At 71.4% G+C, this 22369-nt stretch carries 29 protein-coding genes and 1 tRNA gene; 13 read left to right on the top strand and 17 right to left on the bottom strand.

Translation table 11 applies throughout. The features are described from left to right. Nucleotides 1-22 precede the first annotated feature (22 nt). From EXE50_RS00770 to EXE50_RS00780, 3 genes are all read right to left on the bottom strand, one after another. On the bottom strand, nucleotides 23-382 hold the full coding sequence (locus tag EXE50_RS00770) for a hypothetical protein (protein WP_053772254.1): 360 nt from the start codon (nucleotides 380-382) through the stop codon (nucleotides 23-25). A gap of 99 nt (nucleotides 383-481) precedes the next feature. After that, complete coding sequence (locus EXE50_RS00775; RefSeq protein ID WP_004598213.1) at nucleotides 482-835, bottom strand: hypothetical protein; 354 nt, start codon at nucleotides 833-835, stop codon at nucleotides 482-484. A gap of 74 nt (nucleotides 836-909) precedes the next feature. Then, nucleotides 910-1743 (bottom strand): NRDE family protein, encoded by an 834-nt coding sequence (locus tag EXE50_RS00780; protein ID WP_137704086.1) that lies wholly within the window; start codon nucleotides 1741-1743, stop codon nucleotides 910-912. 107 nt (nucleotides 1744-1850) lie between these two features. Here EXE50_RS00780 and EXE50_RS00785 point away from each other — a divergent pair, with 107 nt between their 5' ends. The 5 genes from EXE50_RS00785 (at nucleotide 1851) to EXE50_RS00805 (ending at nucleotide 5535) form a co-directional block, all read left to right on the top strand. After that, a complete protein-coding gene (locus EXE50_RS00785; RefSeq protein ID WP_053772252.1) occupies nucleotides 1851-2921 on the top strand; it encodes a glucose 1-dehydrogenase in 1071 nt (356 codons plus the stop codon). After that, the gene (gene gfcR, locus EXE50_RS00790; RefSeq protein WP_053772251.1) at nucleotides 2908-3540 is read left to right on the top strand and encodes a transcriptional regulator GfcR; all 633 of its coding nucleotides are present in this window, start codon (nucleotides 2908-2910) and stop codon (nucleotides 3538-3540) included. Before EXE50_RS00785 ends, gfcR begins: the two co-directional genes overlap by 14 nt. 73 nt (nucleotides 3541-3613) lie before the next feature. Next, nucleotides 3614-3958 (top strand): glutaredoxin, encoded by a 345-nt coding sequence (locus EXE50_RS00795; protein WP_053772250.1) that lies wholly within the window; start codon nucleotides 3614-3616, stop codon nucleotides 3956-3958. Between the two features lie 198 nt (nucleotides 3959-4156). Continuing rightward, a complete protein-coding gene (locus EXE50_RS00800) occupies nucleotides 4157-4726 on the top strand; it encodes a hypothetical protein (RefSeq protein ID WP_053772249.1) in 570 nt (189 codons plus the stop codon). Between the two features lie 95 nt (nucleotides 4727-4821). Then, a complete protein-coding gene (locus tag EXE50_RS00805) occupies nucleotides 4822-5535 on the top strand; it encodes a diphthine--ammonia ligase (RefSeq protein ID WP_137704087.1) in 714 nt (237 codons plus the stop codon). 20 nt (nucleotides 5536-5555) lie between these two features. On the opposite strand, the gene EXE50_RS00810 is transcribed toward EXE50_RS00805, so the two are convergent. Further along, the gene (locus EXE50_RS00810) at nucleotides 5556-6809 is read right to left on the bottom strand and encodes a Glu/Leu/Phe/Val dehydrogenase (protein WP_053772247.1); all 1254 of its coding nucleotides are present in this window, start codon (nucleotides 6807-6809) and stop codon (nucleotides 5556-5558) included. A gap of 70 nt (nucleotides 6810-6879) precedes the next feature. Beyond that, nucleotides 6880-7755: a CoA ester lyase gene (locus tag EXE50_RS00815; protein ID WP_137704088.1), complete on the bottom strand. Its 876-nt coding sequence runs from the start codon at nucleotides 7753-7755 to the stop codon at nucleotides 6880-6882. Between the two features lie 87 nt (nucleotides 7756-7842). On the opposite strand from EXE50_RS00815, the gene EXE50_RS00820 reads away from it, so the two are divergent. Continuing rightward, complete coding sequence (locus EXE50_RS00820) at nucleotides 7843-8328, top strand: MaoC family dehydratase (protein WP_053772245.1); 486 nt, start codon at nucleotides 7843-7845, stop codon at nucleotides 8326-8328. Between the two features lie 15 nt (nucleotides 8329-8343). Here EXE50_RS00820 and cyaB read toward each other — a convergent pair whose 3' ends face one another. Then, entirely contained in the window at nucleotides 8344-8910 is a 567-nt protein-coding gene (gene cyaB / locus EXE50_RS00825; protein WP_053772244.1) for a class IV adenylate cyclase, read from the bottom strand. A 175-nt stretch (nucleotides 8911-9085) separates the two neighbouring features. Between cyaB and EXE50_RS00830 the strand changes: the two genes are divergently transcribed. Both EXE50_RS00830 and EXE50_RS00835 read left to right on the top strand, forming a co-directional pair. Beyond that, the gene (locus EXE50_RS00830; protein WP_137704089.1) at nucleotides 9086-10021 is read left to right on the top strand and encodes a peptidylprolyl isomerase; all 936 of its coding nucleotides are present in this window, start codon (nucleotides 9086-9088) and stop codon (nucleotides 10019-10021) included. A gap of 139 nt (nucleotides 10022-10160) precedes the next feature. After that, nucleotides 10161-10421, top strand: a complete 261-nt coding sequence (locus EXE50_RS00835) for a hypothetical protein (protein WP_053772242.1) — start codon at nucleotides 10161-10163, stop codon at nucleotides 10419-10421. A gap of 24 nt (nucleotides 10422-10445) precedes the next feature. Here EXE50_RS00835 and EXE50_RS00840 read toward each other — a convergent pair whose 3' ends face one another. From EXE50_RS00840 to EXE50_RS00855, 4 genes are all read right to left on the bottom strand, one after another. Further along, a complete protein-coding gene (locus EXE50_RS00840) occupies nucleotides 10446-11066 on the bottom strand; it encodes a transcriptional regulator (RefSeq protein WP_053772241.1) in 621 nt (206 codons plus the stop codon). 104 nt (nucleotides 11067-11170) lie between these two features. Then, nucleotides 11171-11869: a P-loop NTPase gene (locus tag EXE50_RS00845; RefSeq protein WP_137704090.1), complete on the bottom strand. Its 699-nt coding sequence runs from the start codon at nucleotides 11867-11869 to the stop codon at nucleotides 11171-11173. Nucleotides 11870-11968: 99 nt separating this feature from the next. Next, nucleotides 11969-12343, bottom strand: a complete 375-nt coding sequence (locus EXE50_RS00850; RefSeq protein WP_053772239.1) for a YlbF family regulator — start codon at nucleotides 12341-12343, stop codon at nucleotides 11969-11971. Between the two features lie 69 nt (nucleotides 12344-12412). Continuing rightward, entirely contained in the window at nucleotides 12413-13072 is a 660-nt protein-coding gene (locus EXE50_RS00855) for an alpha/beta hydrolase (protein WP_053772238.1), read from the bottom strand. Nucleotides 13073-13177: 105 nt separating this feature from the next. On the opposite strand from EXE50_RS00855, the gene EXE50_RS00860 reads away from it, so the two are divergent. Both EXE50_RS00860 and dph2 read left to right on the top strand, forming a co-directional pair. Then, entirely contained in the window at nucleotides 13178-13879 is a 702-nt protein-coding gene (locus tag EXE50_RS00860) for a hypothetical protein (RefSeq protein ID WP_137704091.1), read from the top strand. 93 nt (nucleotides 13880-13972) lie between these two features. Then, a complete protein-coding gene (dph2, locus tag EXE50_RS00865; protein WP_053772236.1) occupies nucleotides 13973-15016 on the top strand; it encodes a diphthamide biosynthesis enzyme Dph2 in 1044 nt (347 codons plus the stop codon). A gap of 41 nt (nucleotides 15017-15057) precedes the next feature. Here dph2 and EXE50_RS00870 read toward each other — a convergent pair whose 3' ends face one another. The 3 genes from EXE50_RS00870 to EXE50_RS00880 all read right to left on the bottom strand — a co-directional run bounded on the left by EXE50_RS00870 (nucleotide 15058) and on the right by EXE50_RS00880 (nucleotide 16184). Further along, nucleotides 15058-15273 carry a hypothetical protein gene (locus EXE50_RS00870; RefSeq protein WP_053772235.1) on the bottom strand — a complete coding sequence of 72 codons (216 nt, stop codon included), beginning with the start codon at nucleotides 15271-15273 and terminating at the stop codon, nucleotides 15058-15060. Then, the gene (locus EXE50_RS00875; RefSeq protein ID WP_053772234.1) at nucleotides 15270-15470 is read right to left on the bottom strand and encodes a hypothetical protein; all 201 of its coding nucleotides are present in this window, start codon (nucleotides 15468-15470) and stop codon (nucleotides 15270-15272) included. The genes EXE50_RS00870 and EXE50_RS00875 overlap by 4 nt, the downstream gene beginning before the upstream one ends. 264 nt (nucleotides 15471-15734) lie before the next feature. Continuing rightward, nucleotides 15735-16184 (bottom strand): TIGR00725 family protein, encoded by a 450-nt coding sequence (locus EXE50_RS00880; protein WP_053772233.1) that lies wholly within the window; start codon nucleotides 16182-16184, stop codon nucleotides 15735-15737. A 138-nt stretch (nucleotides 16185-16322) separates the two neighbouring features. Here EXE50_RS00880 and EXE50_RS00885 point away from each other — a divergent pair, with 138 nt between their 5' ends. The 3 genes from EXE50_RS00885 (at nucleotide 16323) to EXE50_RS17275 (ending at nucleotide 19695) form a co-directional block, all read left to right on the top strand. Continuing rightward, the gene (locus tag EXE50_RS00885; protein WP_053772232.1) at nucleotides 16323-16979 is read left to right on the top strand and encodes an HAD family hydrolase; all 657 of its coding nucleotides are present in this window, start codon (nucleotides 16323-16325) and stop codon (nucleotides 16977-16979) included. A gap of 109 nt (nucleotides 16980-17088) precedes the next feature. Further along, nucleotides 17089-19455 (top strand): ATP-dependent DNA helicase, encoded by a 2367-nt coding sequence (locus tag EXE50_RS00890; RefSeq protein ID WP_137704092.1) that lies wholly within the window; start codon nucleotides 17089-17091, stop codon nucleotides 19453-19455. 87 nt (nucleotides 19456-19542) lie between these two features. Then, the gene (locus EXE50_RS17275; RefSeq protein ID WP_167551912.1) at nucleotides 19543-19695 is read left to right on the top strand and encodes a hypothetical protein; all 153 of its coding nucleotides are present in this window, start codon (nucleotides 19543-19545) and stop codon (nucleotides 19693-19695) included. A gap of 10 nt (nucleotides 19696-19705) precedes the next feature. Here the strand turns inward: EXE50_RS17275 and EXE50_RS00895 are convergent, their stop codons facing one another. From EXE50_RS00895 to EXE50_RS00910, 4 genes are all read right to left on the bottom strand, one after another. Continuing rightward, a complete protein-coding gene (locus tag EXE50_RS00895) occupies nucleotides 19706-20881 on the bottom strand; it encodes a Xaa-Pro peptidase family protein (RefSeq protein WP_137704093.1) in 1176 nt (391 codons plus the stop codon). 92 nt (nucleotides 20882-20973) lie between these two features. Then, entirely contained in the window at nucleotides 20974-21585 is a 612-nt protein-coding gene (locus tag EXE50_RS00900) for a translation initiation factor IF-2 subunit beta (protein WP_053772229.1), read from the bottom strand. Between the two features lie 224 nt (nucleotides 21586-21809). Then, nucleotides 21810-21884: transfer RNA gene (locus tag EXE50_RS00905), tRNA-Met, on the bottom strand. 180 nt (nucleotides 21885-22064) lie between these two features. Next, nucleotides 22065-22301: a hypothetical protein gene (locus EXE50_RS00910; RefSeq protein ID WP_053772228.1), complete on the bottom strand. Its 237-nt coding sequence runs from the start codon at nucleotides 22299-22301 to the stop codon at nucleotides 22065-22067. Between the last annotated feature and the right edge of the window lie 68 nt (nucleotides 22302-22369).

The following is a 22369-nucleotide window of genomic DNA, read 5'->3' on the forward strand; positions in this document are numbered from 1 at the left end:
CGGGGCGCGCCGCCCCGGCCGCTCACGTCGCCTCGTCGTCGAGCCGCCGCGCCTGCTCGCTGAGCGTGAGGAAGGCGACCGCGCCGAGGAACGCGACGACGAGTCCGACGACCGCGGCGTCGTCGCCGCCGGCGTAGTGACTGAAAAGGATCGGACTGGCGCTCAGGCCGAAGAGGCCGAGGCCGTACCCCGCTCGGTCCGCGCGGTCGTCGAACCGCGGCGCGGCCGCGAGCAGCGAGAGGTCGAACGCGACGTAGAAGTAGGCGGCGCCGGCGTAGACCGCCGCGGTCGCGAGCGACGCGGCGACGTCGGGCGCGATCTGGTACACGCCGGCCCCGACCAGGAGGCCGACGACGAGCGCAGGGAGGAGGGCGCGTCTCATCGAGTGACCGGTTAACGCGGGACATTAAAAAGGTCGGCGCAGCGGAGAGACAGAGAGAAGGGGGCCGCGGCGCGGCGAACGACGCGCCGGGAGTCGGCCTCAGTACTCCTCGTACGCGAGGTTCATCATCCACTGCGAGAAGGCGTCGGCCTGCGCGTCGACCTCCTCCTCGCCGATGAACGGGGAGAGCATGTCGTCGGCCATCAGTAGCGAAAAGTCGAGGTCGCGCGGCGCGGGCTCTAAGTAGTAGGTGTTGTGGCCGTCGTAGACGGTGTCTTCTCGCTGGATGACCCCGGCCTCCTCCAAGGACTCGGCGATGCGGCTCCCCTTCCGCGAGGAGACGTCGAGCTCCTTCCAGAAGTCGCTCTGGTGGATGCCGCCGGTCTCGCGGATGAGTTCGAGGCCGGCGCGCTCGTCCGCCGACAGGTCGGACTCGATTTCGGACGCGCTCATACTCTCTCACGCCCCCCGAATCGCTTAAAACTGGCTTTCCGATCGTCACGTCCCGCGGCCGCACAGGGGCCGTCTCACCGGCGGCCGGTCGCGAAGTCGGCCGGGAGCGGCACCGGTTCCGCTGCCGTCTCGCAGGGCGGTCCGTCGGCGTACGCCATCTCGGGCTCGTCGCCGGTCCGGATCCGGGTGAACGACCGAGTGCCGAACCCGTCGCCGTGGAGGCAGGCGCCGTACTCGTGGTCGGCGAGGACGCCGCTCGCGCGGTCGAGCCACGACGCGCCCGCCTCGCCCGGCTCCGGGACCAGGGCGGCCGCGATCCGTCTCGCGCTGTCGGCGCGCTCCTCGCCGAACGCCCGCCGCCGCTCGGGGACCGCGAACCGCTCCGCGCCGTTGACCACGCCGCCGACGTTGCCGACGACGTGGACGCCCGGATCGAGTCTGGTCACCGCGAGGGCGCCGTCGTACGCCAGCAGGAACGCCGCCCGCTCGTCCGCGAGGACGAGGTTGAAGCCGTCGTAGTCGCGCTCGTCGAGCTCGCGCTCGACCGCTCGCACCGCCGCCTCGGCCGAGGGGGCCGTCAGGCAGTCGCGGACGAGCAGCCCGCGCGAGCGGTCGCCATCGCGGTCGGCGTCGAGCCACCGGTTCGTGACGGCGACGACGAGGCCGCCCTCGGAGACCCCGATCCACGTCCCGCCGGCCTCCGCGTCGCGCGGAGCGACGTACCGGACGCGCCCGTCGGCGTCGCCGTTCGTTCCGCGGCCGCCGTCGCCCGCCTGGCCGCCGTCACCGCTCGTTCGGCCGCGAACCGCGGGGGGCTCGCTCGGGCGACCGAGCGTCTCGTCGCGGGTGGCGGCGAGCGCGACGGGGGCGTCGCCGAACGTCCGCCACGCCAGGGTCAGGGTACACACGGCGATCCGTACGCCGGACCGAGTGAAAACTCTCTCGGGGGGACTCGGAGCGCAGGTTTACTCGCAACAAAAGAAATCTTTTGGTGGCTGACCGCCTTGGTCGTGACATGAACGCGATAGCCGTCTACGAGGGAGCCGACGAACCGGTCGTGACAGAGAAGCCGCGACCGGAGCCCGCGCCCGGTGAGGCGCTCGTCCGGACCCTGCGGGTCGGCGTCGACGGGACGGACCACGAGGTCATCGCCGGCGGGCACGGCGGGGCGCCCGCGGGCGAGGACCACCTCGTGCTGGGCCACGAGGCCGTCGGCGTGGTCGAAGACCCCAACGACACGCCGTTCGAGGTCGGAGACGTGGTCGTTCCGACGGTCCGCCGGCCGCCGAACGGCGCCAACGAGTACTTCGCGCGCGGCGAGCCGGACATGGCGCCGGAGGGGGAGTACCACGAGCGCGGCATCGTCGGCGCGCACGGGTTCATGGCCGAGTACTTCACCAGCCCCGCGGAGTTCTTAGTCGAGATCCCGCCCGCGCTCGCCGAGTGGGGGTTCCTCGTCGAGCCGGTCTCGATCGCGGAGAAGGCGATCGACCACGCGTACGCCAGCCGGTCGGCGTTCCGCTGGGAGCCCGAGTCCGCGCTCGTCCTCGGCAACGGGTCGCTCGGCCTCCTGACCGTCGCGACCCTCGACGAGGAGTTCGAGCGGATCTACTGTCTCGGGCGGCGCGAGCGCCCGGACCCGACGATCGATATCATCGAGTCGCTGGGGGCGACGTATGTGAACTCCAACGAGACGCCGATCCCCGAGGTGCCCGGCGCGTACGAGCCCATGGACCTCGTCTTCGAGGCGACGGGGTACGCCCCGCACGCGTTCGAGACCATCGAGGCGCTCGCGCCCAACGGCGTCGGCGCGCTGCTCGGCGTCCCTGGCGACTGGGAGTTCGAGATCGACGGCGGGCGGCTCCACCGCGAGTTCGTCCTCCACAACAAGGCGCTCGTCGGCAGCGTCAACTCCGGATACGGTCACTTCGAGTCCGCCGTCGAGTCGCTCTCGGACCTCTCGGACGAGTTCTTGGGCGATCTCGTGACCGGCGTCCACGGGCTCGACGACTTCGAGGCCGCGTTCGCGGATGACGACACGACTATTAAAACGGCGGTCGAATTCGCCGCGTATGAAGAACGTTGACGACCTGATAGACAGCGCGGCCGAGCTCGCGGAGCGGGGGCTCTCGAAGGGCGAGATCGCTGACGAGCTGAACGTCTCCCGCGAGACGGCGAGCTGGCTCGTCGAGCGCGGCGGCGGCGCCGAGAGCGCGGAAGCGGCCGACGCGACCGCCTCCGCCGACATCCACGTCGACTGGTCGGCGCTCGGGCGCGACTCGACCCGCCTCGGCTACGCGGCGAGCGCGATGGCGGACCTCCTCGTCAAGCAGGGCGAGGCGGTCGACCTGACGGTCGGCATCGAGAAGGCGGGCGCGCCGCTCGCCACCGCGGTCGCGGACCGGCTCGACACCGACCTCGGCACGTACGCCCCCGCGAAACACCAGTGGGAGGAGGGGGACATCGACGAGCACGGCGGCGGCTTCTCGCGGAACTTCGCCGCGATCCGGAACCGCGACTGCTACGTCGTCGACGACATCATCACCTCGGGGACGACGATGCGGGAGTCGATCGACGCGATCCGCGAGCAGGGCGGCGAGCCCGTCGCGTGCGTCGTCTTGGTCGACAAGATGGGGTACGACGAGATAGACGGCGTCCCCGTGTACTCGCTCGTCGACGTGGTCCGCGTCGACCGCGACGAGTAGGCGCGCCGCCCGCGGCCCGCGCGCGGACGCCCCGTGCGGAACCCATTTGCCTCGCCGACGCGTACGAGATGTCATGACCTTCAGCCCCGGAACGGACGCCGACCCGGAAGCGATCGAGGAGCGCGTCGAGGCGACCATCGCCGACAACGACGTTGTGCTTTTCATGAAGGGGAACCGCCTGATGCCGCAGTGCGGCTACTCGCAGCGCGCCGTCGAACTGATCTCCCAGCACGTCGAGGAGTTCGAGACCGTCGACGTGCTGCCCGCGCTGCCGCAGTACCGCGAGGCGCTCGAGTCCCACAGCGGCTGGGAGACGATCCCGCAGACGTTCGTCGACGGCGAGTTCGTCGGCGGGAGCGACGTGCTCGCCGAGCTGGACGAGCGCGGCGAGCTCGCCGCGGAGCTGGGCGCCGAGTGAGCCGGGTTCCGCGTAACATTCGACTCGGTCCCGCGGCGATACCGGTGGGCCCGTCGCGGTGACCCCGTCCGATCGCCGCGCCGATCCGCACATCTCGAAGGGCAGTCCATATAAACCTACGGTGCCTACATAGGGCAGGTGCAGCCGTTGCCGCTGCCGCCGTGACCACCGGTTCGACCCCACTGCATCCCACAAACAATGACAGGCCGCGTGTTCCGACTTCATTCGACGCTCGAACTGCCCCTCGAAGACGTAGAGACGTACTTCGACGAAGACCCCGATCTGCCGGAGGAGATCGACGACATCGACATCACGCGTCGAAACAACACACTCATCATCAAGGCCCTGTCCGACGACGAGTCGATCAGCAAGTACACCCCCACGGCGCAGCTGAAGGCGTCGGTCACGGAGACCCGCGTCTGGGAGGAGGAGCCGCCCCGCGCCGGCGGCCCGCAGTGGATGGACGACGAGGAAGAGGAGATCCCCTCCGAGCTCGTCGAGTTCGCCTGCTTCAAGGGCGACCGCGAGACCGTCCTCCAGAACTCCGCTCTCCAGTACCCGATGTTCCTCGTGCTCCGCAAGATCGCGACCCTCTCAGAGAAGGGAACGCTGACCGCGATCACCGAAGAGGACGGCGACCTGGAGGCGACGCGGATCGTCGAGGGCGAGCCGCGCCCCGCCAGCATTGAGGTCGTCGAGAGCCCGCAGGGCACCGGCGAGGGGGACGGCGGCGTCAACTGGCGCGACAACGAGTTCATCTCGGACTGACGGCGCGTCAGACCCGCGAGACGCGGCCTCGCGGCGGCGCGTCCCAGCGCGGACCGACCGCCGACCCTTTATCCGCGCGACTCCCTCCCGGAGTCATGAGCAACTGGGTGAGCCTCTTCTCCGGCGGGAAGGACTCCTCGTGGGCGCTGTACCGCGCGCTGGAGGAGGGACTCGACGTCTCGCGGCTGCTGACCGTCCACCCCGCCGGCGACTCGTACATGTACCACACGCCGGCGACGGAGCTCGCGGCGCTCGCGGCCGAGAGCGTCGGGATCGACCTCGTCGAGGTGTCACCCGACGACTTCGGCGCGGACGACGTTGATGACGCGGGCGCGCAAGGCGACGCCGAGCTGGAGCCGATGGAGGCGGCGCTCCGCGAGTTCGCGGCCGACGACGACATCGACCTCGCGGGCGTCACCGCGGGCGCGGTCGAGAGCGAGTTCCAGACGAACCGGATTCAGGCGATGTGCGACCGGCTCGGGATCGACCTGTTCGCGCCGCTGTGGCAGCGGGACCCGGTCGAGCTCGCGGAGGCGATGTTCGACGCTGGCTTCGAGATCCGGATCGTTCAGGTGGCGGCGTACGGGCTCGACGAGTCGTGGCTCGGGCGGCGCTTCGACGCGGACGCGCTCGACGACCTGCTCGCGCTCCGCGAGGAGTACGGGGTCCACCCGCTGGGCGAGGGCGGCGAGTTCGAGACGTACGTCGTCGACGGCCCGCACATGGACCGGCGCATCGCCCTCACCTACGACGCGGTGTGGGAGGGCGACCGGGGGCACGTCGAGATCCGGGACGCGTCGCTGGAGTGAGGGCGGGGGGGCGGCGACCGCTACGGCCAGTTACCGGCCTGGTCGTACGCGTCCACGATCCGACCGATGCCGACGACGTACGCCGCGGTGCGGAGGGTGTCGACCTCGTTCGACTCGTAGGTGTCGACCAACGTGTCGAAGGCGTCCGTGATCACTCGTTCGAGCTCGTCGTTGACGCGCTCCTCGGTCCAGCTGAACCGCTGTCGGTTCTGGACCCACTCGAAGTAAGAGACGGTGACGCCGCCCGCGTTCGCGAGGATGTCGGGGACGACGTGGACGTCGCGCCCGGCGAGCACGTCGTCGGCCCCGGGCGTGAGCGGCCCGTTCGCCGCCTCGACGATCAAGTCGGCGGCGACGTCCGTCGCGAGGTCCTCGTCGACCGCGTTCTCCAGCGCGGCCGGGACGAGGCAGTCGACGTCGAGCGTGAGCAGCTCGTCGTTCGTGAGCGCGTCGGTACCCGGGTAGCCGGTGACCGACCCGGTCTCCGACTTGTGCGCCTTCACGTCGCGGGGGTCGAACCCGTCGGGATCCGAGACCGCGCCCGAGGAGTCGGAGACCGCGACCACGCTCGCGCCGAGGTCGTCGATCAGCGCGGCGGCGACGGAGCCGGCGTTGCCGTACCCCTGAACGGCGACGGTCGCGCCGTCGAGGTCCCGACCGAGCCAGTCGAACGCCTCGCGGACCGACAGCGCGACGGAGCGGCCGGTCGCCTCGACGCGGCCCTCGCTGCCGCCGGAGTCGAGCGCCTTCCCGGTGATGACGCCGGGCGCGGTGGTGTTCTCTAAGGTCTCGTAGGTGTCTTTGATCCAGTTCATCTCCCGCTGGCCGGTGTTGACGTCCGGCGCCGGGATGTCGCGGTCCTCGCCGATCAGGGGGCGCAGCTCGGTCGCGAACGCCCGGGTGATGCGCTCTAACTCCCCTTCGGAGTAGTCGGCCGGATCGATGGCGATCCCGCCCTTCCCGCCGCCGTAGGGCACGTCGACGACCGCGCACTTGTACGCCATCCAGCCGGACAGCGCCTTCACCTCGTCGCGGGTGACGCCCGGGTGATAGCGGATGCCGCCCTTGTACGGGCCGCGGTCGCCGTTGAACTGCGAGCGGTAGGCGCGAACCGTCTCCAGCGAGCCGTCGTCGCGCTCGAACGTGAGGTTCGTCTCCAGCACTCGCTCCGGATTCTTCAGGCGCTCGATGACGCCCGGGGCGGCGTCGACGACCGCCGCGGCGTCGTCCACCTGCTCTCGCAGACTCTCGAACGGGTTCGCCTCAGAAGACATACCTGTACGTGCTGATGGACGGGGGTTAATTGTGACGGACGGCCCGGAAAATCCCCGCAGCGGGCGGACGCTACCGGTCGGCGTCGGGCGCGCGGTCCAGGATCCGCTCCGCCTGCGCGACGAGCGGCGCGTCGATCATCTCGCCGTCGACCTGGAAGACGGTCCTCCCCTCCCGCTCCGCCTCGTCGCGCGCGTCGAGGACCCGTTCGGCCCACTCCACGTCCTCGGGGTCCGGGGAGAACGCCTCGGTGATCGGGCCCACCTGCGCGGGATGGATGGCGAGCTTCCCGTCGTAGCCGAGTCGCCGCGCGAACGCCGCGTCCTCGCGGAGCCCCGCCTCGTCGGAGAAGTCCGTGAACACCGTGTCGAGCGCGTCGACGCCCGCCGCGCTCGCGGCGAGGACGACATGTCCCCGGGCGTACAACACCTCGGTCCCCTCGTCGGTCCGGGTCGCGCCCACGTCTGCGGCGAGGTCCTCGGCGCCGAAGACGAGCGCGTCGGTCGCGTTCGCGGCCGCGACCGACTGCGCCGAGAGCACGCCGCCGGCGGTCTCGACGAGCGCGAACACGGCGGGGTCGCGCCCGCGCTCGGCGCACAGCGCGGCGACGCGTTCGACCCGGTCGGCGGCCTCGACCTTCGGGAGCATCACCGCGTCGAGGCGGACGCCGTCCGGTCCGCTCTCCCTCGACTCGCCCTCGCCGGTCCCCAGCACCCCGTCGAGGTCGGCCGCGGGCGACTCGGCGGTCAGCCGGACGCAGACCTCGGCGTCCGGGTCGAACGCGGGGTCCGCGAGCACGTCGCGGACCGCCGCCCTCGCCTCGTCCTTCCGACCGGGAGCGACGGCGTCTTCGAGGTCGAAGCAGATCACGTCGGCGCCGGCCCCGGGCGCCTTCCGCATGAGGTCGGGGCTGTCGCCGGGCGAGAACAGCAGGCTTCGGCGTGGCATGTGCGGAGGTCCGTGGGCGCACGGCTAAAAGCCGCCGGCCGAGCCGAGAGCGGTACCGATTTCACTGCGCCGGCCGAGCGGGCGGCCATGCCCGGACTGTACTACGAGGAGTTCGCGGTCGGCGAGACGATAGACCACGCGAAGCGGCGGACCATCAGCGAGGCGGACAACCAGCGCTTTTGCGACATGACGATGAACCAGCAGCCGCTCCACCTCGACGCCGACTTCGCCGCCGAGACGCAGTTCGGCGAGCGCCTGGTGAACGGCCTGTACACCATGTCGCTCGCGGTCGGCCTCTCCATCCCGGAGACGACCGACGGGACCATCGTCGCGAACCTGTCGTACGACGAGGTGGAACACCCGAACCCCGTCTTCCACGGCGACACGATCCGCGCGCGGTCGACGGTCACCGACAAGCGGGAGACGAGCGACGGCGAGCGCGGCGTCGTCACGATGCGCGTGGAGGCGTTCAAGATCGTCGACGGGGACGACGACGTCCTCGTCTGCGAGTTCGAGCGGACCGTCCTCTCGGAGAAGCGGCCGGCGGACGACGGGAGAAACGGGGACGACTGACGCGGTCCTTCGGCCTCAGTCGTCCGCCGCGGCCAACAGCAGCCCGAGGTACGAGGTCCGGACCTGCTCGGCCGCGTCGAGGCCGAGCCGGTCGAGCGCCGCGACCGCCGCCTCGCGCGCCGCGTCGACCTCGGCCTCCGTCTCTACTGCCCGCTCGATCTCGACGTACTCGTCGAGGCCCGTCACGGCGTCGAGCGTCACGGTGAAGCCGTCGTACGACCAGAACTCGCGCCGCTTCTCGACGGTCGCCGCCGGCTCGAACCCGACCCCCGAGAGGACCGCGTCGAGGGCCTCGCCGTCGTCGACGCCGGTCTCGTGTTCGGCGCGCGTCTTCGAGGCGTCGTCGAGGAGCGGCCCCTTGTAGGTGACCGTCGCCGTCTCCTCGTCGGTCGCCGCGCCGTCCGAGAGCGGGACCTCGCGGCGGATCCGGAGCGCCTCGTCGGTCTCGGCGAACTCGCGGTGCGGCGCGTCGTAGTAGGTGTCCCGCTGCCGGCGGGCGTCGACGCGCTCGGCGCCGGCCTCCCGGAGGCGCTCCCGCGTCGCGTCCAGGTCGGCCGGGACCTTGATCTCGACCTCGTACATGCTCGAGGGTGCGGCCGGGGCGTTCATAAGCGGCGCGGGACTCCGCGGCGGTCCGGGACGGCACCGCCGGCCGTTGGGGGGGCGCGTCGTCCGCCGACCCGCCGCTGTCTCCCGTTCGCCGGCGGGCTTCGGGCCGAACCGTGCTTCTTAAGGGTGTAACAGGTGACCTTCAGGTATGAGCGATCAGGAGCAAGCGGACGCGGCCGAGGAGGCCGAGGAGACCGAGACCGAGACTGACGCCGACGGACTCGAAGACGGCGACTTCGTCCGCGTCGCGTACACGATCCGCACGGCCGACGACGACCGCGTCATCGACACGACCGACAAGGAGACGGCCGAGGACGCCGAGATCGACGTCGACGAGTACGAGTTCGAGCCCCGCATCATCGCGCTCGGCGCCGGCCACGTGTTCCCCTCCGTCGAGGAGGCGTTCATCGGCGGCACCGTCGGCGACGAAGGCACGGTCGACGTCCCCGCCGAGGACGCCTTCGGCGAGTACGACCCCGACGAGGTCGAGACGGTCAAGGCCGACAAGATCCCGGAGGACAGCCGCTACCCCGGCGCGCAGGTCCAGATCGACAACCAGCAGGGCCACCTCGAGACGATCATCGGCGGGCGCGCCCGCGTCGACTTCAACCACCCGCTGGCCGGCGAGGACCTCGAGTACGAGTACGAGATCATCGAAGTTATCGACGACCGCGAGGAGCAGGCGTCCGGCATGCTCGGCATGTACCTCCAGGAGGCGCCCGAGGTCCGCATCGAGACGGAGACCGAGGAGGAGGAGACCGTCACCGAGGACGACGACGGCGAGGAGACCGTCGAGACCGAGGAGGTCGAGAAGGACGTCCTCTACGTCACGGCGACGCAGGCGATGCAGATGAACCAGCAGTGGATGTTCCAGAAACAGCAGATCGCGCAGGACCTCATGGACCGCCTCGACCTCGACCGCGTGGTCATCGAGGAGGTCATCGAGGGCGGCGGCATGGGCGGTCTCGGCGGCATGATGGGCGGCATGGGCGGCGCCGGCGCCGGCGACGTCGACATCGAGGAGGCGCTCGAGGACGTCGACGTCGACGCCGACGAGATCGTCGACGAGATCGACGAGGAGTAACGCGCTTCTGCCGGCCTCGGTTCGGCCGTTTTTTCTCTCGCCGAGCCGCGGCCCCGGCGCGCACGAGTCGCACGACCCGGCGGAGAGCGGGCGTCCGGCGAACGGATCCCTTTTGGCCGCCGCCGCGTCCACACCGAGTATGGAGATCGAACGGGCGCGCGAGGACGCGGTCGTCGCCGGGGTCGCGGGCGCGGCGACGGTCGCGGTCGCGCTGCTGTCGAGTTTCACCGGCGTCGTCTCCGTGGCGACGCTGCCGACGCTGGCGCCGCTCGCCGTCTACGCGCTGTACCTCTTCTCGCGGAAGGGCGGGCCGTACGGCGCGTTCGACACCGCGCGGAACTGGGCGGTCGCGGCGGCCCTCGCGGGCGTCCTCGTGGTCCTCGCGTCCGCGGCGCCGTAATCCGCGTCGGGGCGGCCGAGCGCGTCAGGCGATGTCGCGGCTCGTGTCGACCGCGACCGTGTCCGTGAGCTTCAGTTTCAGCGGCTCTTCGAGGGCCGCGCCGCCCCGGAACTTGGGGACGACGAGGCGGTTCGCGATCTCGGTCCCGGCGACGGTCGTGCGCAGGTCGAACACCACGTCCGCGACCTGCTCCGTGACCCGCCGCGTCCGCGGGTCCTCGCCGCCGCGGAGCGCGTGGAGCAGCGCGACACCGCCGGCGTCGTCGACCCGGGACCGCAGGTCGCCGAGGAACTCGGCGTACGCCGCCGGCGCCGCGCCGTCCTCCAGCGGCTCCACGGAGTCGACGATCAGCGTGCCGGCCTCGGGGAGGTCGCCGGTCAGCGCCGCGGCCTCGTCGAGGTCGCCGGCCTCCGTCGGGGCCTCGACGGTCGTCTCCTCGTCGCCGTCGCCGCTCAGCGACGCCTCCACCGCGTCGGCGGAGCGGACGGTGGTCAGGTAGCGGCACCGGCGGACCCTGGCGAACCGGTCCAAGATGAGCTCGGACTGGCTGTCCGGGTTCGCCTTCAACACGACGACGCTACCGCTCGGGAGCCCCCCGCCGAACTGTCGGTCCAGCACCGAGATCCCAGTCGGAAGCGTCTCCATACGATCGCTGCCGCCCGTGGAGGCTTGGGTCTGTCGATGGCGGCCCTCTCGGCCGGTCGCGACCCCGTCGTCCGCCGTTCCGGCGTCGCCGGTGGGCGCGATCCTCACGCGACCTGCCATCCGCTCGCCGCCGCGGTCTCGCAGAGCCGCGAGGCGAGGTCGTCGTACGCGCTCCGGACGGCCGGGTCGGACAGCGGGGCGCCGCCGCCGTCCGGGACCGTCCCGAGGACGGGACAGCCGAGCAGGCTCGCCACTCGGTCGGGCACGCTCGCCTCCCCGATCACGACCGCGCCGACCGCCGGGCAGCCGAGCCGCCGGGCGATCGCCGCCGTCTTCGCGGCGTCGCGGAGCGCGGCGCGCCTGAGCGGCGTCGCGATCAGCGCGCGGTCCGCCGCCCGCAGGGGCGCGGCCACGTCCGGCGACGCGCCCGCGGGACTGTCGAGCAGTACCGGCGCCCCGTCGGGCGTCGCCCCCGCGAGGGCGTCGAACGTCGCGCCGGCGTCGACCGACCGCGGCGCGTCCGGCGCCGCGAGGACTGTCGGGCCCGAGCGGTCCGGACGGAGCGGAGCCGCGTCGCGGACCGCGCCGAGAACGGTCCGTGCCCCCGTCCCGTCGACGTGGCCGCCGGCGTCGGCCGCCGGCGACTCCGTGCCGGTCTCCGCGGCCAACCGCGCGAGGTTCGGCAGGTCCCAGTCGGCGTCGGCCGCGACCACCGGCGCGCCGCGCCGCGAGAGCGCGCGGGCGAGCCCGAGGGTAGTTGTCGTCTTTCCGCTTCCGCCCTTCCCGCCGGCGACGGCTATCACGGCGATTGTGGGTCGGGATCCGGGATAGGGAGTCGGTCGGCGACGCGCCGCGGTGCGGTGAGTTCTCCGCCGCAGTCGCCGACGGGATCGATCCGCGTGTCAGTCCTGACAGCAGCCGCCGGCCTCGCCGCCGAAGTCGACCGCGAGCGGTTCCGAGATGGCCTCGTTGACCGCTTCCAGCGTGTCCTCCAGGTCGTCCTGCGCGTCGAGGTACTCGCTCATCACCGGCATCGAGTGGAGCTCGTCTTGCGCCTCCTGGACGCGCTGGAGCTCGGCGTTCGTCGCCTGCCCGGTCTGCCGGGCCTGCATGAACTCCGCGCGGAGCTGCTCGAACTCGTCGATTCGCTGCTGGACCTCCTCGTCGCGCTGGACCGCGGCTCTCGCCTCTTCGAAGCGCTCGTACTCCGGAGTTTCGGCGATCCGCTCGCCGAGCTCTCGGCCGAGGTCCTCGATGGAGACCTGTTCGACGCTCATACCGGAACGTCGTGGGCGAGCGGTTTGAACCTGCCGGAGCCGGGGCTCCGAGTCGGTTTCCCGCGTGCCCTACGCCGTCTGCGACCCGACGAACTCGACGACCGCTTCGAGCTCCTGCGGGCCGATGCCGTGCCCGCCCGGGAAGCTCCCGTGAGCGACGTCGGCGCCGACGGCTTCGAGCCGGTCGACCGCCGCCTGCGTCCGCGACTCGGGGATCACGCGGTCGCCGGCGCCCGCGCCGACGAAGACCGGCTTGCCGTCGATCCCCGCCGGATCGAGGTCGGCGTGCGACTCCGCGAGGTAGCCGTGGAGCGCGACGACCCAGGCGTAGCGGTCGGGCGCTTCGAGGAGGAGCGAGAGGCTCGTGATCGCGCCTTGGCTGAACCCGACCAGGCCGATCCGGTCGGCGTCGAGCCCGTACGCGTCCACGGCGCCCTCGACGCTCTCGACGATCAGATCGAGGCTCCGGCGGAAGTCCTCTGCGTCCGGCTGGCTCGACTCCAGGCCGCCCGCCGAGAGGTCGAGCTCGTACCACGTGTACCCGCCCTGGAGCGGGTCGGGCGCGCGGAGGCTGACGACGTGGCGGTCGCCCGGCAGCTCGGCGGCGACGGGGAGCAAGTCTTCCTCGTCGGCGCCGCGGCCGTGGAGGACGAAGACGGCGGGCGCGGGCTCGCCGTCGGCCTCGCCGTCCGGCGCGACGTGAACGTGTTCGAGCGGAACGTCGGTCATCGGTGCGCGGTTGGCGAGGGCGGCGGTTAGGTCCGTCGGCCGCGGCAGCGCGGCCCCCTCGGGCGCCACAGGATACTTGCCGGCTCCCGGAGTAGCTCCGGTCGCATGCGTCCCCGCGCCCTCCCACTGCTGGTCGCACTGCTCCTGTGCGCGACCGCGGCGGTCGCCGTCCCGGCCGTCGACGCCCGCGCCCCGCCGACGCCGGTGTGCGGCGTCTGCGACCTCGACCGGACCGCGCCGAGCGGCGAGCGCGTGGTCGCCAGCGAGAGCGAACTGACCGTCACGATTCACGCGAACGGCTCGACCACCTGGCGGGCGCGCGCCGACCTCGCGGCCGGCGCGGACGCGCTCGCGGCGAACGACAGCCTCCGTCGCGCGGTCGCGGCCGAGGCGGCCCGTGACGGCGTCGCGGAGCCGAGGGACCTCAGCGCCCGGCTCGACGGCGAGACGCTCGTCGTCGACTACCGCGACCCGAACGCGACGGAGCGACACCTCGGCGTCACGGTCTTCACCCCCTTGACGCCCGCCTCGCCCTCGACTCCGTTCGTCGTGGGCGGCGAGGGCGCGCGGTACCTCGCCGCCGACCGCCTCACCGTCCGCGGCGAGCCCGGGTGGACGGTCCGCGGCGACGCGCCCGAGCGCGAGTCCGACACCGAGTTAGTCTGGTCCCCTCGGGACGCCGCACGCGACGACGCCGGGCGGGCGCCGTTCGATGTCGACCGGGATCCGGTCGCGGTCGAGGCGGGCGCGGTCCTCCCCGGCCCGAGGGCGTGGATCGCCCGACTGCTCGCCGGCGACGGCCCCTGAACTCCCGGCGGGGCAGCGACGGTCGCGACCGCCCGGAACGACGCTCGGGGTCGAACGCGCCGTTTAACCGTCCTGCCGCACAATTCGCTCGACATGAGCGGCTCCACGGAGGGCGACCTGACGAAGACGGGGATGGCCCTCAAACACGACCGCGAGTGGGACTACGAACTCGACCGGATCCTCGAGGCCATCGAGGAACGCGACGCCTCGAAGGTCGGGCTACAGTTCCCCGAGGGACTGAAGCGCCGCGGCCCGAAGGTCGCCGACGACCTCCGCGAGGTCGCGCCCGACGACGTGACGTTCATGCTCTCCGGGCAGCCCTGCTACGGCGCCTGCGACCTCGACACGTACCTGATGCGGCGGACGGACGTGTTCGTCCACTTCGGCCACACGCCGATGAAGGAGTCCGACAGCATCGTTTACGTCCCCCTCTTCTCGAACGTCGACCCGTTCCCGATCATGGAGGACGCGCTGGCCGAGGAGCTGGCGCCGCCGGAGGAGGACGCCGACGTGGGGCTCGTCACGACGGCCCAGCACATGAACCGCTTCGAGGAGATGACCGACTGGTTAGAGGAGCGCGGCTACGAGGTCCACACCCGCCGGGGCGACGACCGCCTCACCAAGGAGGGGCAGGTGCTCGGCTGTAACTACGCCTCCGCGGACATCGACGCCGAGCAGGTGCTGTACGTCGGCGGCGGGAAGTTCCACCCGGTCGGGCTCGCGATGGAGCACCCGGACAAGCGCGTGATCATCGCCGACCCCGTCAACAACGCGGTGTCGATCGCCGAGCACGACCAGTTCCTCAAGCAGCGATACGCCGCGGTCCACAAGGCGATGGACGCCGAGAAGTGGGGCGTCATCTTCTGTACGAAGATCGGCCAGGGCCGCTGGGAGAAGGCCCAAGAGATCGTCGACAACAACGAGAACGCCTACCTGATCACCATGGACGAGGTGACGCCGGACCGCCTGCGCAACTTCGACATGGACGCGTTCGTCAACACCGGCTGTCCGCGGATCACGACGGACGACGGCCCGCGCTTCCACAAGCCGATGCTGACGCCCGGCGAGTACGAGGCCGCCATCGGCGAGAAGCCGCTCGACTCGATCGAGTTCGACACGTTCCACGACACCTGGTAGGCCGGCTCGCAAGCGTCTTTCGGCCTTTTTGGCAGCCCGGACTACGCCTCGTCCGGCGGGTTCACGAAGAGCCCGTCGACCACGAGGGCGCCGGCCGCGAGCGAGCCGCCGGCGACGGGGACCGTGTACCCGCGGGCGACGAGCGACGCGGCCGCGTACGCGGCGCAGAACGCGAGCGGGATGGCGAGCAGGAGGAGGTCGGCGCGCTCGATTTCGTCGAGAGCGCTCGACCCGGCCGACCGGTGCCGCCCGCTCATTCCATGTACCCCAGCTCGCGGAGCTTTTGCGCGATCTGTTTCGCCTCCGCCTCGGAGACGCCCTCGTCGGACTCCATCTCCTGGACGACGACGTGTTTCACGAACTCCTTGACCGAGCCGAACGGCTCGTCCTCGATGTACGCCTCCACGTCCGCGACGAACTCCTTCCGCAGCGAGATCGTGGTGTAGTCGCTCATTGCCGGATCCGTTTCGCCGCGGCCTGATAAATCTTAATTACATCTAATTACGAGAGTACGTGCCCGGAGTCGACTCCGCAGCCACGTTCGGTGACGGCTGAGACGGGTCCGACGTCGCCGAGCGCCGGTGCGCTCGTCGAGGCGTGGCGAACTGCGAGCGGTTCGGTCGGAGCCACCGGCGGTGCCGGAGCTGTACACCGCGGTTCCGCCCCGGACGTCTCTGATAACACACCCGACCGGCGGTCAGGCGTCGACCCTACCCCGTCAGTCCGTCCGCGCGGCCCGCTCGACGTACTCGACCGCCGCCGCGGGCGAGTCGACGGCTTCGACCCCGTCGACCGCGTGCGTGTCGAGCCCGGCCACGGGGCGCCCCTGCGCGAGCGCGAGCCCGATCTCGGAGAGCGTGCCGCCCGCGCCGTCGACCGCGACCGCGGCGTCGCCGTTCATCACGACGAGCGCGTTGCGAGCGTGGCCCATCCCCGTCGCGATCGGGGTCGTGACGTGCCGGTTCGCGTCCGCGCGGTCGTCCGTCGGGAGGATCCCGATCGTCTCGCCGCCGGCCGCGCGGGCCCCGCGGCAGACCGCCTCCATGACGCCGCCCAGCCCGCCGCAGACGACGACGTGGCCGCGCTCCGCGAGCCGTTCGCCGAGGGCCTCCGCGACCGCCGCGGTCTCCGGACCGACCGAGCTCCCGCCGATGACGCTGACGCGCATGCGGGGACCCACGCCCCGCGATCGGGTAAAACCGACCGGAGGACCCGTTCGATCGGCGCAGAGCGACCGCCTCGCGTCGATTCTCGCCGGTGAGACCGCCACTGAAACCCTTATCCCGCCTCACCGTGAATGGGTGCTATGACGTACGATACCGTCGTGTTCGACAACGACGGTGTCCTCGTGGGCCGCACGCGCTTCGACGTGCTCCGGGACGCGACCCGGGACGCGTTCGAAGAGTGCGGCGTCGAGGAGCCCGATCCGGACGACGTAGAGCAGATGACCATCGGTGCGACCCCCGGTAGCGTCGGCACCGTCTGTCAGACGTACGACCTCGATCCGGGGTCGTTCTGGCGGACGCGCGACGACGTGGTGTCGCGGGCCCAACAGCAGGAGGCCCGCGAGGGGCGCAAGACCCCGTACGACGACCTCGACGAGCTCCAGGACCTCGACGTCCAGATGGGGATCGTCTCGTCGAACCAGCAGGCGACCGTCGACTTCCTCGTCGACCACTTCGACGGCTTCGACCGCATGGGGGCCGCGTACGGCCGCGAGCCGACGATCCACTCGCTCCAACTCCGCAAGCCGAATCCCCACTACATCGACCAGGCGCTCGGCGACCTCGACGCCGACAACGCCCTGTTCGTCGGCGACAACGAGTCGGACGTGCGCGCCGCCGAGAACGCCGGCATCGACTCGGCGTTCATCCGCCGTCCCCACCGCCGCGACTGGGAGCTGAACGTCTGGCCGACCTGGGAGATAGAGCGGCTCTCCGACCTCCACGACATCGTGGAGTGAGGCCGCCCCGCCCCCGCGCCACCCTCACCCTCGACAGCGACGCGTCGCGGACCGCGCGCGCCGTGCCGCCGATGAAGCGTTTAACTCGGATGGCGCGTAACTCGCCCTCGTGACCGATTCGCCCCCGTGGGCCGACCTCTTCGGCCACTCCGAACCGTACCCCGAACAGGCAGACGGCATCGACGCCGCCGTCGAGGCCGCCGCCGACGGCGGCTTCCTCGCCCTCGAGGGCGCCTGCGGGACGGGGAAGACGATGCTCGCGCTCACCGCGGGCCTCGACCGCGTCCGCGACCCGGACTCCGACTTCGAGCGCGTCTTCGTCCTCACCAGCGTCAAACAGCAGCTGCGCCAGTTCGAGACGGACCTGCGGACGATAAACGACGACCTCCCCGACGGGTACGACCCGGTCTCCGGGCTCACCCTCGTCGGCAAGGCGGACGTCTGCCCGTACGCGAGAGAGAACCGCGGCGGGATCGACCGGGAGAACGTCTACGAGCGCTGCGAGGGGCTCCGCGAGCGAACCCGCAACCTCGTCGGCGACGGCGGCGCGACGACGACCTCGAACCTCGTGAGCGAGGCGCGCAGCCAGCAGGTCGGGCTCGTGGACTCGGGGGCCGACGCCGGCTCGCCCGCCGACGGGCCCGCCGCCGACTACCTCTCCGTCGACGGCGAGCCCACCCCGTACCGTCCGGACACCGAGGAGTACGACGACGTCGAGTTCTGTCCGTTCTACGCCGGCTTCCTCGAGGACCTCCCCGACGACGGCGACCCCGCCGAGGCGGTCCCGTTCGACGTCACCGAGCTCGGCCATGTCGACGCCGACGAGCTGGTCCGGCTCGCCGCGGGACACGGCTCCTGTCCCCACTCGGTGATGGGCGCGCTCGTCCCGGAGGTCGAGGTCGTGATAGGCAACTACTACCACGCGTTCGACCCCGTGACCACCGGGACGTTCACCGGCGCGCTCCTCGACGACTCCACCTTCGTCGTCTGCGACGAGGCCCACATGCTCGAACCGCGCGTCCGCGACCTCGTCAGCGACGCCGTCGCGGACGCGAGCCTCCGCGACGCCGAGAACGAGCTCACCCGCGTCGTCCAGCCGCTCTCGTTCGAGTCGGCGGGCGCGGAGTCCGAGGACGCGGCGCTCGTCCGAGGGGAACTGGCGGACGCGGACGTGACCGTCGAGGAGATCGAGGCCGTCCGCGAGTTCTACGCCGACCTCCGCGGCGAACTCGACCGCCGCGTGACCGCGCACCTCGACCGCGAGCGCCCGGACTGGCGGGCGTCGATGCGCGACCTCGACGACGAGGCGATCCCGCTCCGCGACCCCGAGGAGCCGGGCGAAGACGAGATCACGGCGTGGGCGGACCGCGAGGGGTACGGCGAGCAGGTCTGGGCGCGCGCCGAGCAGGTGGGGGCTGTCGTCAAGCGCGTCCTCGACTCGCTGGAGGAGGAGGACAAGCAGCGCGCGGCCCCGGGCGTCGGCCGCACCCTCAACGCCTGGTACCGCGAGGGCCACACCGACTTCTTCCGGGCTATCGAGCTCGAACGGACGTTCGACGAGACGGAGCCGCCCGACTCGTGGCGCCGGGCGTACAACGCGCGGCTCGCGCTCCACAACTGCCTGCCGAGCGAGCCGATCGGCGACCGCCTCGCGGAGTTCGGCGGCGGCGTCCTCATGAGCGCGACGCTGGAGCCGATGGACCTCTTCCGGGAGGTGACCGGGCTCGACCACCTCGCGGAGCGCGGTCGCCCGGTCGTCGAGCGGACGTACGGCCTCTCGTTCCCCGCGGAGAACCGCGCGAGCCTCGCGGTCGACGCGCCGAAGTTCACCCACCAGAACCGCGGCGCGCCGGGCGAGGAGAACCCGACGCGGCTCGCCCACCTCGACGCGACGGCCGCGGTCGCGCGCCGCGACGGGAACGTCCTCGTGGGCACCCCGAGCTACGCCGAGGCGACGTGGATGGCCGAGTCGCTCTCGGCGCGGCTCGACAAGCCGGTCCTGCTCGACGAGTCCTCCGGCGACCGCGAGACGGAGTCGCTGAAGGACGACTTCTTCGCCGGCGAGGGGAAGGTGCTGGTGACGAGCCTCCGCGGCACGCTCACCGAGGGCGTCGACTACCGCGGCGACCGCCTCGCGGCCGCCGTCGTCTGCGGCGTCCCGATCATCAACACGGCGCGGCCGCAGACGCGAGCGGTCATCACCGCCTACGACCGCCGGTTCGAGTCCGGGTTCGAGACGGCGCTCACGGTCCCCGCCGTCCGGAAGGCCCGGCAAGCTGTCGGTCGCGTCATCCGCGGGCCCGACGAGCGGGGCGTCCGCGTCCTGCTCGACGCGCGCTACGCCCGCGACTCGTGGAACGGCGTCAGGGAGTTCCTCCCGGAACACGAGCGCGAGGAGTATCAGCCCGTCAGCCCGGACATGCTGGAGGTCGCCCTCGACCGGTTCGAGTCGCGTTCCTCGGCGACGCCCGAGTGACGCGGGCGCCCCTCGCCGCGTGGTAGGGACTTGCTATCGGGGTGGTACGCTGCTCGTAACTATGCTCCGGGAGAGAGTATAGGGGGTATGTACTCCCCGTTCGAAGCCGAGCGCTACCACGTCGTCTGCCGCGAGTGTCCCCTCGAACGCCTCTGTGACGCCTCGACGGACGCGGAGGCGCTCGGTCGGGACCACGTCGCCGACACCGGCCACCGGGTCGCCGTCGAGCGGATCGCCTGAGCGCCCGCGCTCAGACGACGTTCGAGTCGATGTCGCGCGGGTAGTTGGTGAGCCGCTCCGTTCCCGACTCGGTGATCGCGACCGTGTCCGAGTGCCGGTAGCCGTACTCGTCCGTGTAGAGGCCGGGCTCGATGGTGTAGACGTGTCCGGGCGCCATCACCGCGTCGTCGCCGTCGTACCGCTCGCCCCAGCCGCGGTCGATGTACGGCGGCTCGTGGGCGCCGAGGCCGATGTTGTGGCCGACGTGGTGCTGCGCGAGGTCGGTCACGCCCTGCTCCTCGAAGTACTCCCAGACGACCCGGTCGACCTCGGCGACCGGCACGCCCGGGCCCAGCGCGTCGATGGCGAGCGTCTGCGCCTCCAACATCAGCTCGAAGTAGTGCTCCTGCTCGTCGTCGTAGTCGCCGACGAACATCGTCCGCTCCAGCTCGGAGCGGTAGCCGTCGACGTTCGCCGTCGCGCCGGTGACGAGCACGTCCCCCTCGGCGAGCCGCTCGTTCGGCGTGTGGCCGTGCGGGAGCGCGGTCTCCTCGCCGGAGATGTAGCCGGCGTGGACCGGGCCGTCGCCGCGGACGCGGACGGCGTAGTTGTCCCCGAGCGCGTCGAGCATGGCGCGCGAGGCGTCGGTCGACGCCCGCTGCGAGACGGTCGCCGGGTGCGCGCCCGGCTCGGAGTAGTCGGCGAGGTAGCGGTGGCCGAGGTTCGCCCACTTCGCGGACTCGCGGATCAGGTCGACCTCGGCGTCGGACTTCGCCCAGCGCATCCGGTCGACCCACGACTGCGTCTCGACGTCGAGCGACTCGGAGAAGGCGGGACCCTCGTACCCCATCACGCCCGGCGGCCCGTCCGCGTCCGCGGCGACGGCGTCCGCGCCCAGCCCGTCCAGCATCTCGACGGCGACCGAGACCGGTTCGCCGCCGGGGTAATCGAAGTAGTGATGGACGGCGTCGATCCGCGGGTTGGGCTCGACGCGCTCGACCTCCAGCCGCGGCACGGTGATCTCGACGCGGTCGTCGGTGACCGCGAGGACCACCGGCCGCTCCGTCTGGATGTGGTGGAAGCCGGTGAGGTACTCGATCGCCGTCGCGCCCACCCACGTCGCGGCGTCGGCGTCGGTCGCCGCGAGGCGGTCTCGGACCGCGGCGAGCCGGTCGTCGAAGGCCGACTCGGGGAGTTTCGTGGCCATGCCTCAAGATGTGCGAACGGGCCGATAAACGGTCGGGTAGCGGAACGGCGGCCCCGCGGGGACGCTCCCGGTGCGGCGGCCGAGCCGGCGGTTCAGTCCTCGCGGCGGGCGAACGCGAGGTTGCCGGAGACGTTCTTAATGTAGGCGGTCACGGTCTCGCCCTCCTGCGCGCCGGGGACGAAGATGGTGTACTCCCCGCGCTCGGCGACGCCGTCGCCCTTGCGGCCGGTGCCGACGATCTCGAGCTCATACGTGTTGCCCGACTCGACGGCGTCCTCCTGCCGCTGGGTGTTGGAGGTGTTCTGCTTCGCCACCGGCCGGAAGGCCCCGCAGGCCTCACAGCGGAGCATCGGCGTCCGGTTCTCGGTCTCCAGTCGCGTGTCCGGGAGGCCGCACTCCGAGCAGGTGACGAACGACTCGATGTACGAGTCGATCGCGGCCTGGAAGTCGCGCTCGCGGAAGTTCCCGCTGTAGCGGGCGCGGCCGTCCTCGTACTGTCCGGCGGTGCCCAGCTCCTGCTGGATCTTCGAGTGGACGTGCTCGGGCTCGCGGCTCAGCGCGTCGGCGATCGCGGAGAGGTTCGTCAGGCGGGTGAACGCCCCGTCCTTCTGCCATTCCGGGTCCGGAACCGACAGCCGCTCGTCGGAGCCGCCCAGATCCGGTACCTCATCCATCGCGCGGTCGAGGCTCGATTCGTAATCCATACGCGTGAAAACGACAGCGCGACGGAAATCGCTTCCGGGTTCGGTGGCCGCGACTCCGAAGGGCGGAGCCAGCAGTAGGATGCCGACAGTCGGCCAGAAGTAACGGGAGGTAGATTTGAACCACGGCCACTCCGTTCCCTGGTTCAAGCCTTCTCCGAGGCTATCTCGTCGACGACGGCGCTCGCGCCTCGCTACGCTCGGCGTTCACGGTCGTCGACAGAAAATAGCGGGAGGTAGATTTGAACTACCGATCTCCGGGTTATGAGCCCGGCGGAATCTCCTGGCTATCCCATCCCGCTACCGTAGCAAAATCGCGTGCGACTGTTAAGGGTTCTGATCCCGCCGCCGGTGTGCGATTCGTCCACGCGTCCACGGCGGTCGCGCGCCCTCGCGCCGGCCGCCGTGATCGATGCCCATCCCCGCTCCTGTCCCGCCCCTGTCCCACGCTTGCCCTGCTTGTTTCACTCATCTCCCGCCCGTCACGCCTCGGTCTCCTCCGCGTCGCCCTCCCGCGCCGCGACGGCCTTCGTGCGGATCCGGAGCGCGAGGACCGCGACGAGCGCCAGGCCGACGGTCACCCCGACGTCGGCGGGGTCGCCCGAGAGCGCCCGCTGCGCGGTGAGCCCCGCCATCAGCGCGAACGCGAACGCCAGCAGCCCGGCGATCGGAATCACGTACCCTTCGCCGAGCGGCGATCCGCCGGTCTCGTCGGTCATCTCCACACGCTGCGCGGCCGACCGTGAAAAGCCTCCCGCGACTGTCGCTCCCTTGCGGCGGCCGCAAA

The sequence above is a fragment of the Halorubrum sp. ARQ200 genome, assembly GCF_005435115.1.
Lineage (GTDB): Archaea > Halobacteriota > Halobacteria > Halobacteriales > Haloferacaceae > Halorubrum > Halorubrum tropicale.

Excerpts from the sequence above, each read along its gene's own strand:
- EXE50_RS00770 (WP_053772254.1), bottom strand. The coding sequence starts at position 382 with ATGAGACGCGCCCTCCTCCCTGCGCTCGTCGTCGGCCTCCTGGTCGGG.
- EXE50_RS00775 (WP_004598213.1), bottom strand. The coding sequence starts at position 835 with ATGAGCGCGTCCGAAATCGAGTCCGACCTGTCGGCGGACGAGCGCGCC.
- EXE50_RS00785 (WP_053772252.1), top strand. The coding sequence starts at position 1,851 with ATGAACGCGATAGCCGTCTACGAGGGAGCCGACGAACCGGTCGTGACA.
- gfcR (WP_053772251.1), top strand. The coding sequence starts at position 2,908 with ATGAAGAACGTTGACGACCTGATAGACAGCGCGGCCGAGCTCGCGGAG.
- EXE50_RS00795 (WP_053772250.1), top strand. The coding sequence starts at position 3,614 with ATGACCTTCAGCCCCGGAACGGACGCCGACCCGGAAGCGATCGAGGAG.
- EXE50_RS00800 (WP_053772249.1), top strand. The coding sequence starts at position 4,157 with ATGACAGGCCGCGTGTTCCGACTTCATTCGACGCTCGAACTGCCCCTC.
- EXE50_RS00805 (WP_137704087.1), top strand. The coding sequence starts at position 4,822 with ATGAGCAACTGGGTGAGCCTCTTCTCCGGCGGGAAGGACTCCTCGTGG.
- EXE50_RS00810 (WP_053772247.1), bottom strand. The coding sequence starts at position 6,809 with ATGTCTTCTGAGGCGAACCCGTTCGAGAGTCTGCGAGAGCAGGTGGAC.
- EXE50_RS00815 (WP_137704088.1), bottom strand. The coding sequence starts at position 7,755 with ATGCCACGCCGAAGCCTGCTGTTCTCGCCCGGCGACAGCCCCGACCTC.
- EXE50_RS00820 (WP_053772245.1), top strand. The coding sequence starts at position 7,843 with ATGCCCGGACTGTACTACGAGGAGTTCGCGGTCGGCGAGACGATAGAC.
- cyaB (WP_053772244.1), bottom strand. The coding sequence starts at position 8,910 with ATGTACGAGGTCGAGATCAAGGTCCCGGCCGACCTGGACGCGACGCGG.
- EXE50_RS00830 (WP_137704089.1), top strand. The coding sequence starts at position 9,086 with ATGAGCGATCAGGAGCAAGCGGACGCGGCCGAGGAGGCCGAGGAGACC.
- EXE50_RS00835 (WP_053772242.1), top strand. The coding sequence starts at position 10,161 with ATGGAGATCGAACGGGCGCGCGAGGACGCGGTCGTCGCCGGGGTCGCG.
- EXE50_RS00840 (WP_053772241.1), bottom strand. The coding sequence starts at position 11,066 with ATGGAGACGCTTCCGACTGGGATCTCGGTGCTGGACCGACAGTTCGGC.
- EXE50_RS00850 (WP_053772239.1), bottom strand. The coding sequence starts at position 12,343 with ATGAGCGTCGAACAGGTCTCCATCGAGGACCTCGGCCGAGAGCTCGGC.
- EXE50_RS00855 (WP_053772238.1), bottom strand. The coding sequence starts at position 13,072 with ATGACCGACGTTCCGCTCGAACACGTTCACGTCGCGCCGGACGGCGAG.
- EXE50_RS00860 (WP_137704091.1), top strand. The coding sequence starts at position 13,178 with ATGCGTCCCCGCGCCCTCCCACTGCTGGTCGCACTGCTCCTGTGCGCG.
- dph2 (WP_053772236.1), top strand. The coding sequence starts at position 13,973 with ATGAGCGGCTCCACGGAGGGCGACCTGACGAAGACGGGGATGGCCCTC.
- EXE50_RS00870 (WP_053772235.1), bottom strand. The coding sequence starts at position 15,273 with ATGAGCGGGCGGCACCGGTCGGCCGGGTCGAGCGCTCTCGACGAAATC.
- EXE50_RS00875 (WP_053772234.1), bottom strand. The coding sequence starts at position 15,470 with ATGAGCGACTACACCACGATCTCGCTGCGGAAGGAGTTCGTCGCGGAC.
- EXE50_RS00880 (WP_053772233.1), bottom strand. The coding sequence starts at position 16,184 with ATGCGCGTCAGCGTCATCGGCGGGAGCTCGGTCGGTCCGGAGACCGCG.
- EXE50_RS00885 (WP_053772232.1), top strand. The coding sequence starts at position 16,323 with ATGACGTACGATACCGTCGTGTTCGACAACGACGGTGTCCTCGTGGGC.
- EXE50_RS17275 (WP_167551912.1), top strand. The coding sequence starts at position 19,543 with ATGTACTCCCCGTTCGAAGCCGAGCGCTACCACGTCGTCTGCCGCGAG.
- EXE50_RS00895 (WP_137704093.1), bottom strand. The coding sequence starts at position 20,881 with ATGGCCACGAAACTCCCCGAGTCGGCCTTCGACGACCGGCTCGCCGCG.
- EXE50_RS00900 (WP_053772229.1), bottom strand. The coding sequence starts at position 21,585 with ATGGATTACGAATCGAGCCTCGACCGCGCGATGGATGAGGTACCGGAT.
- EXE50_RS00910 (WP_053772228.1), bottom strand. The coding sequence starts at position 22,301 with ATGACCGACGAGACCGGCGGATCGCCGCTCGGCGAAGGGTACGTGATT.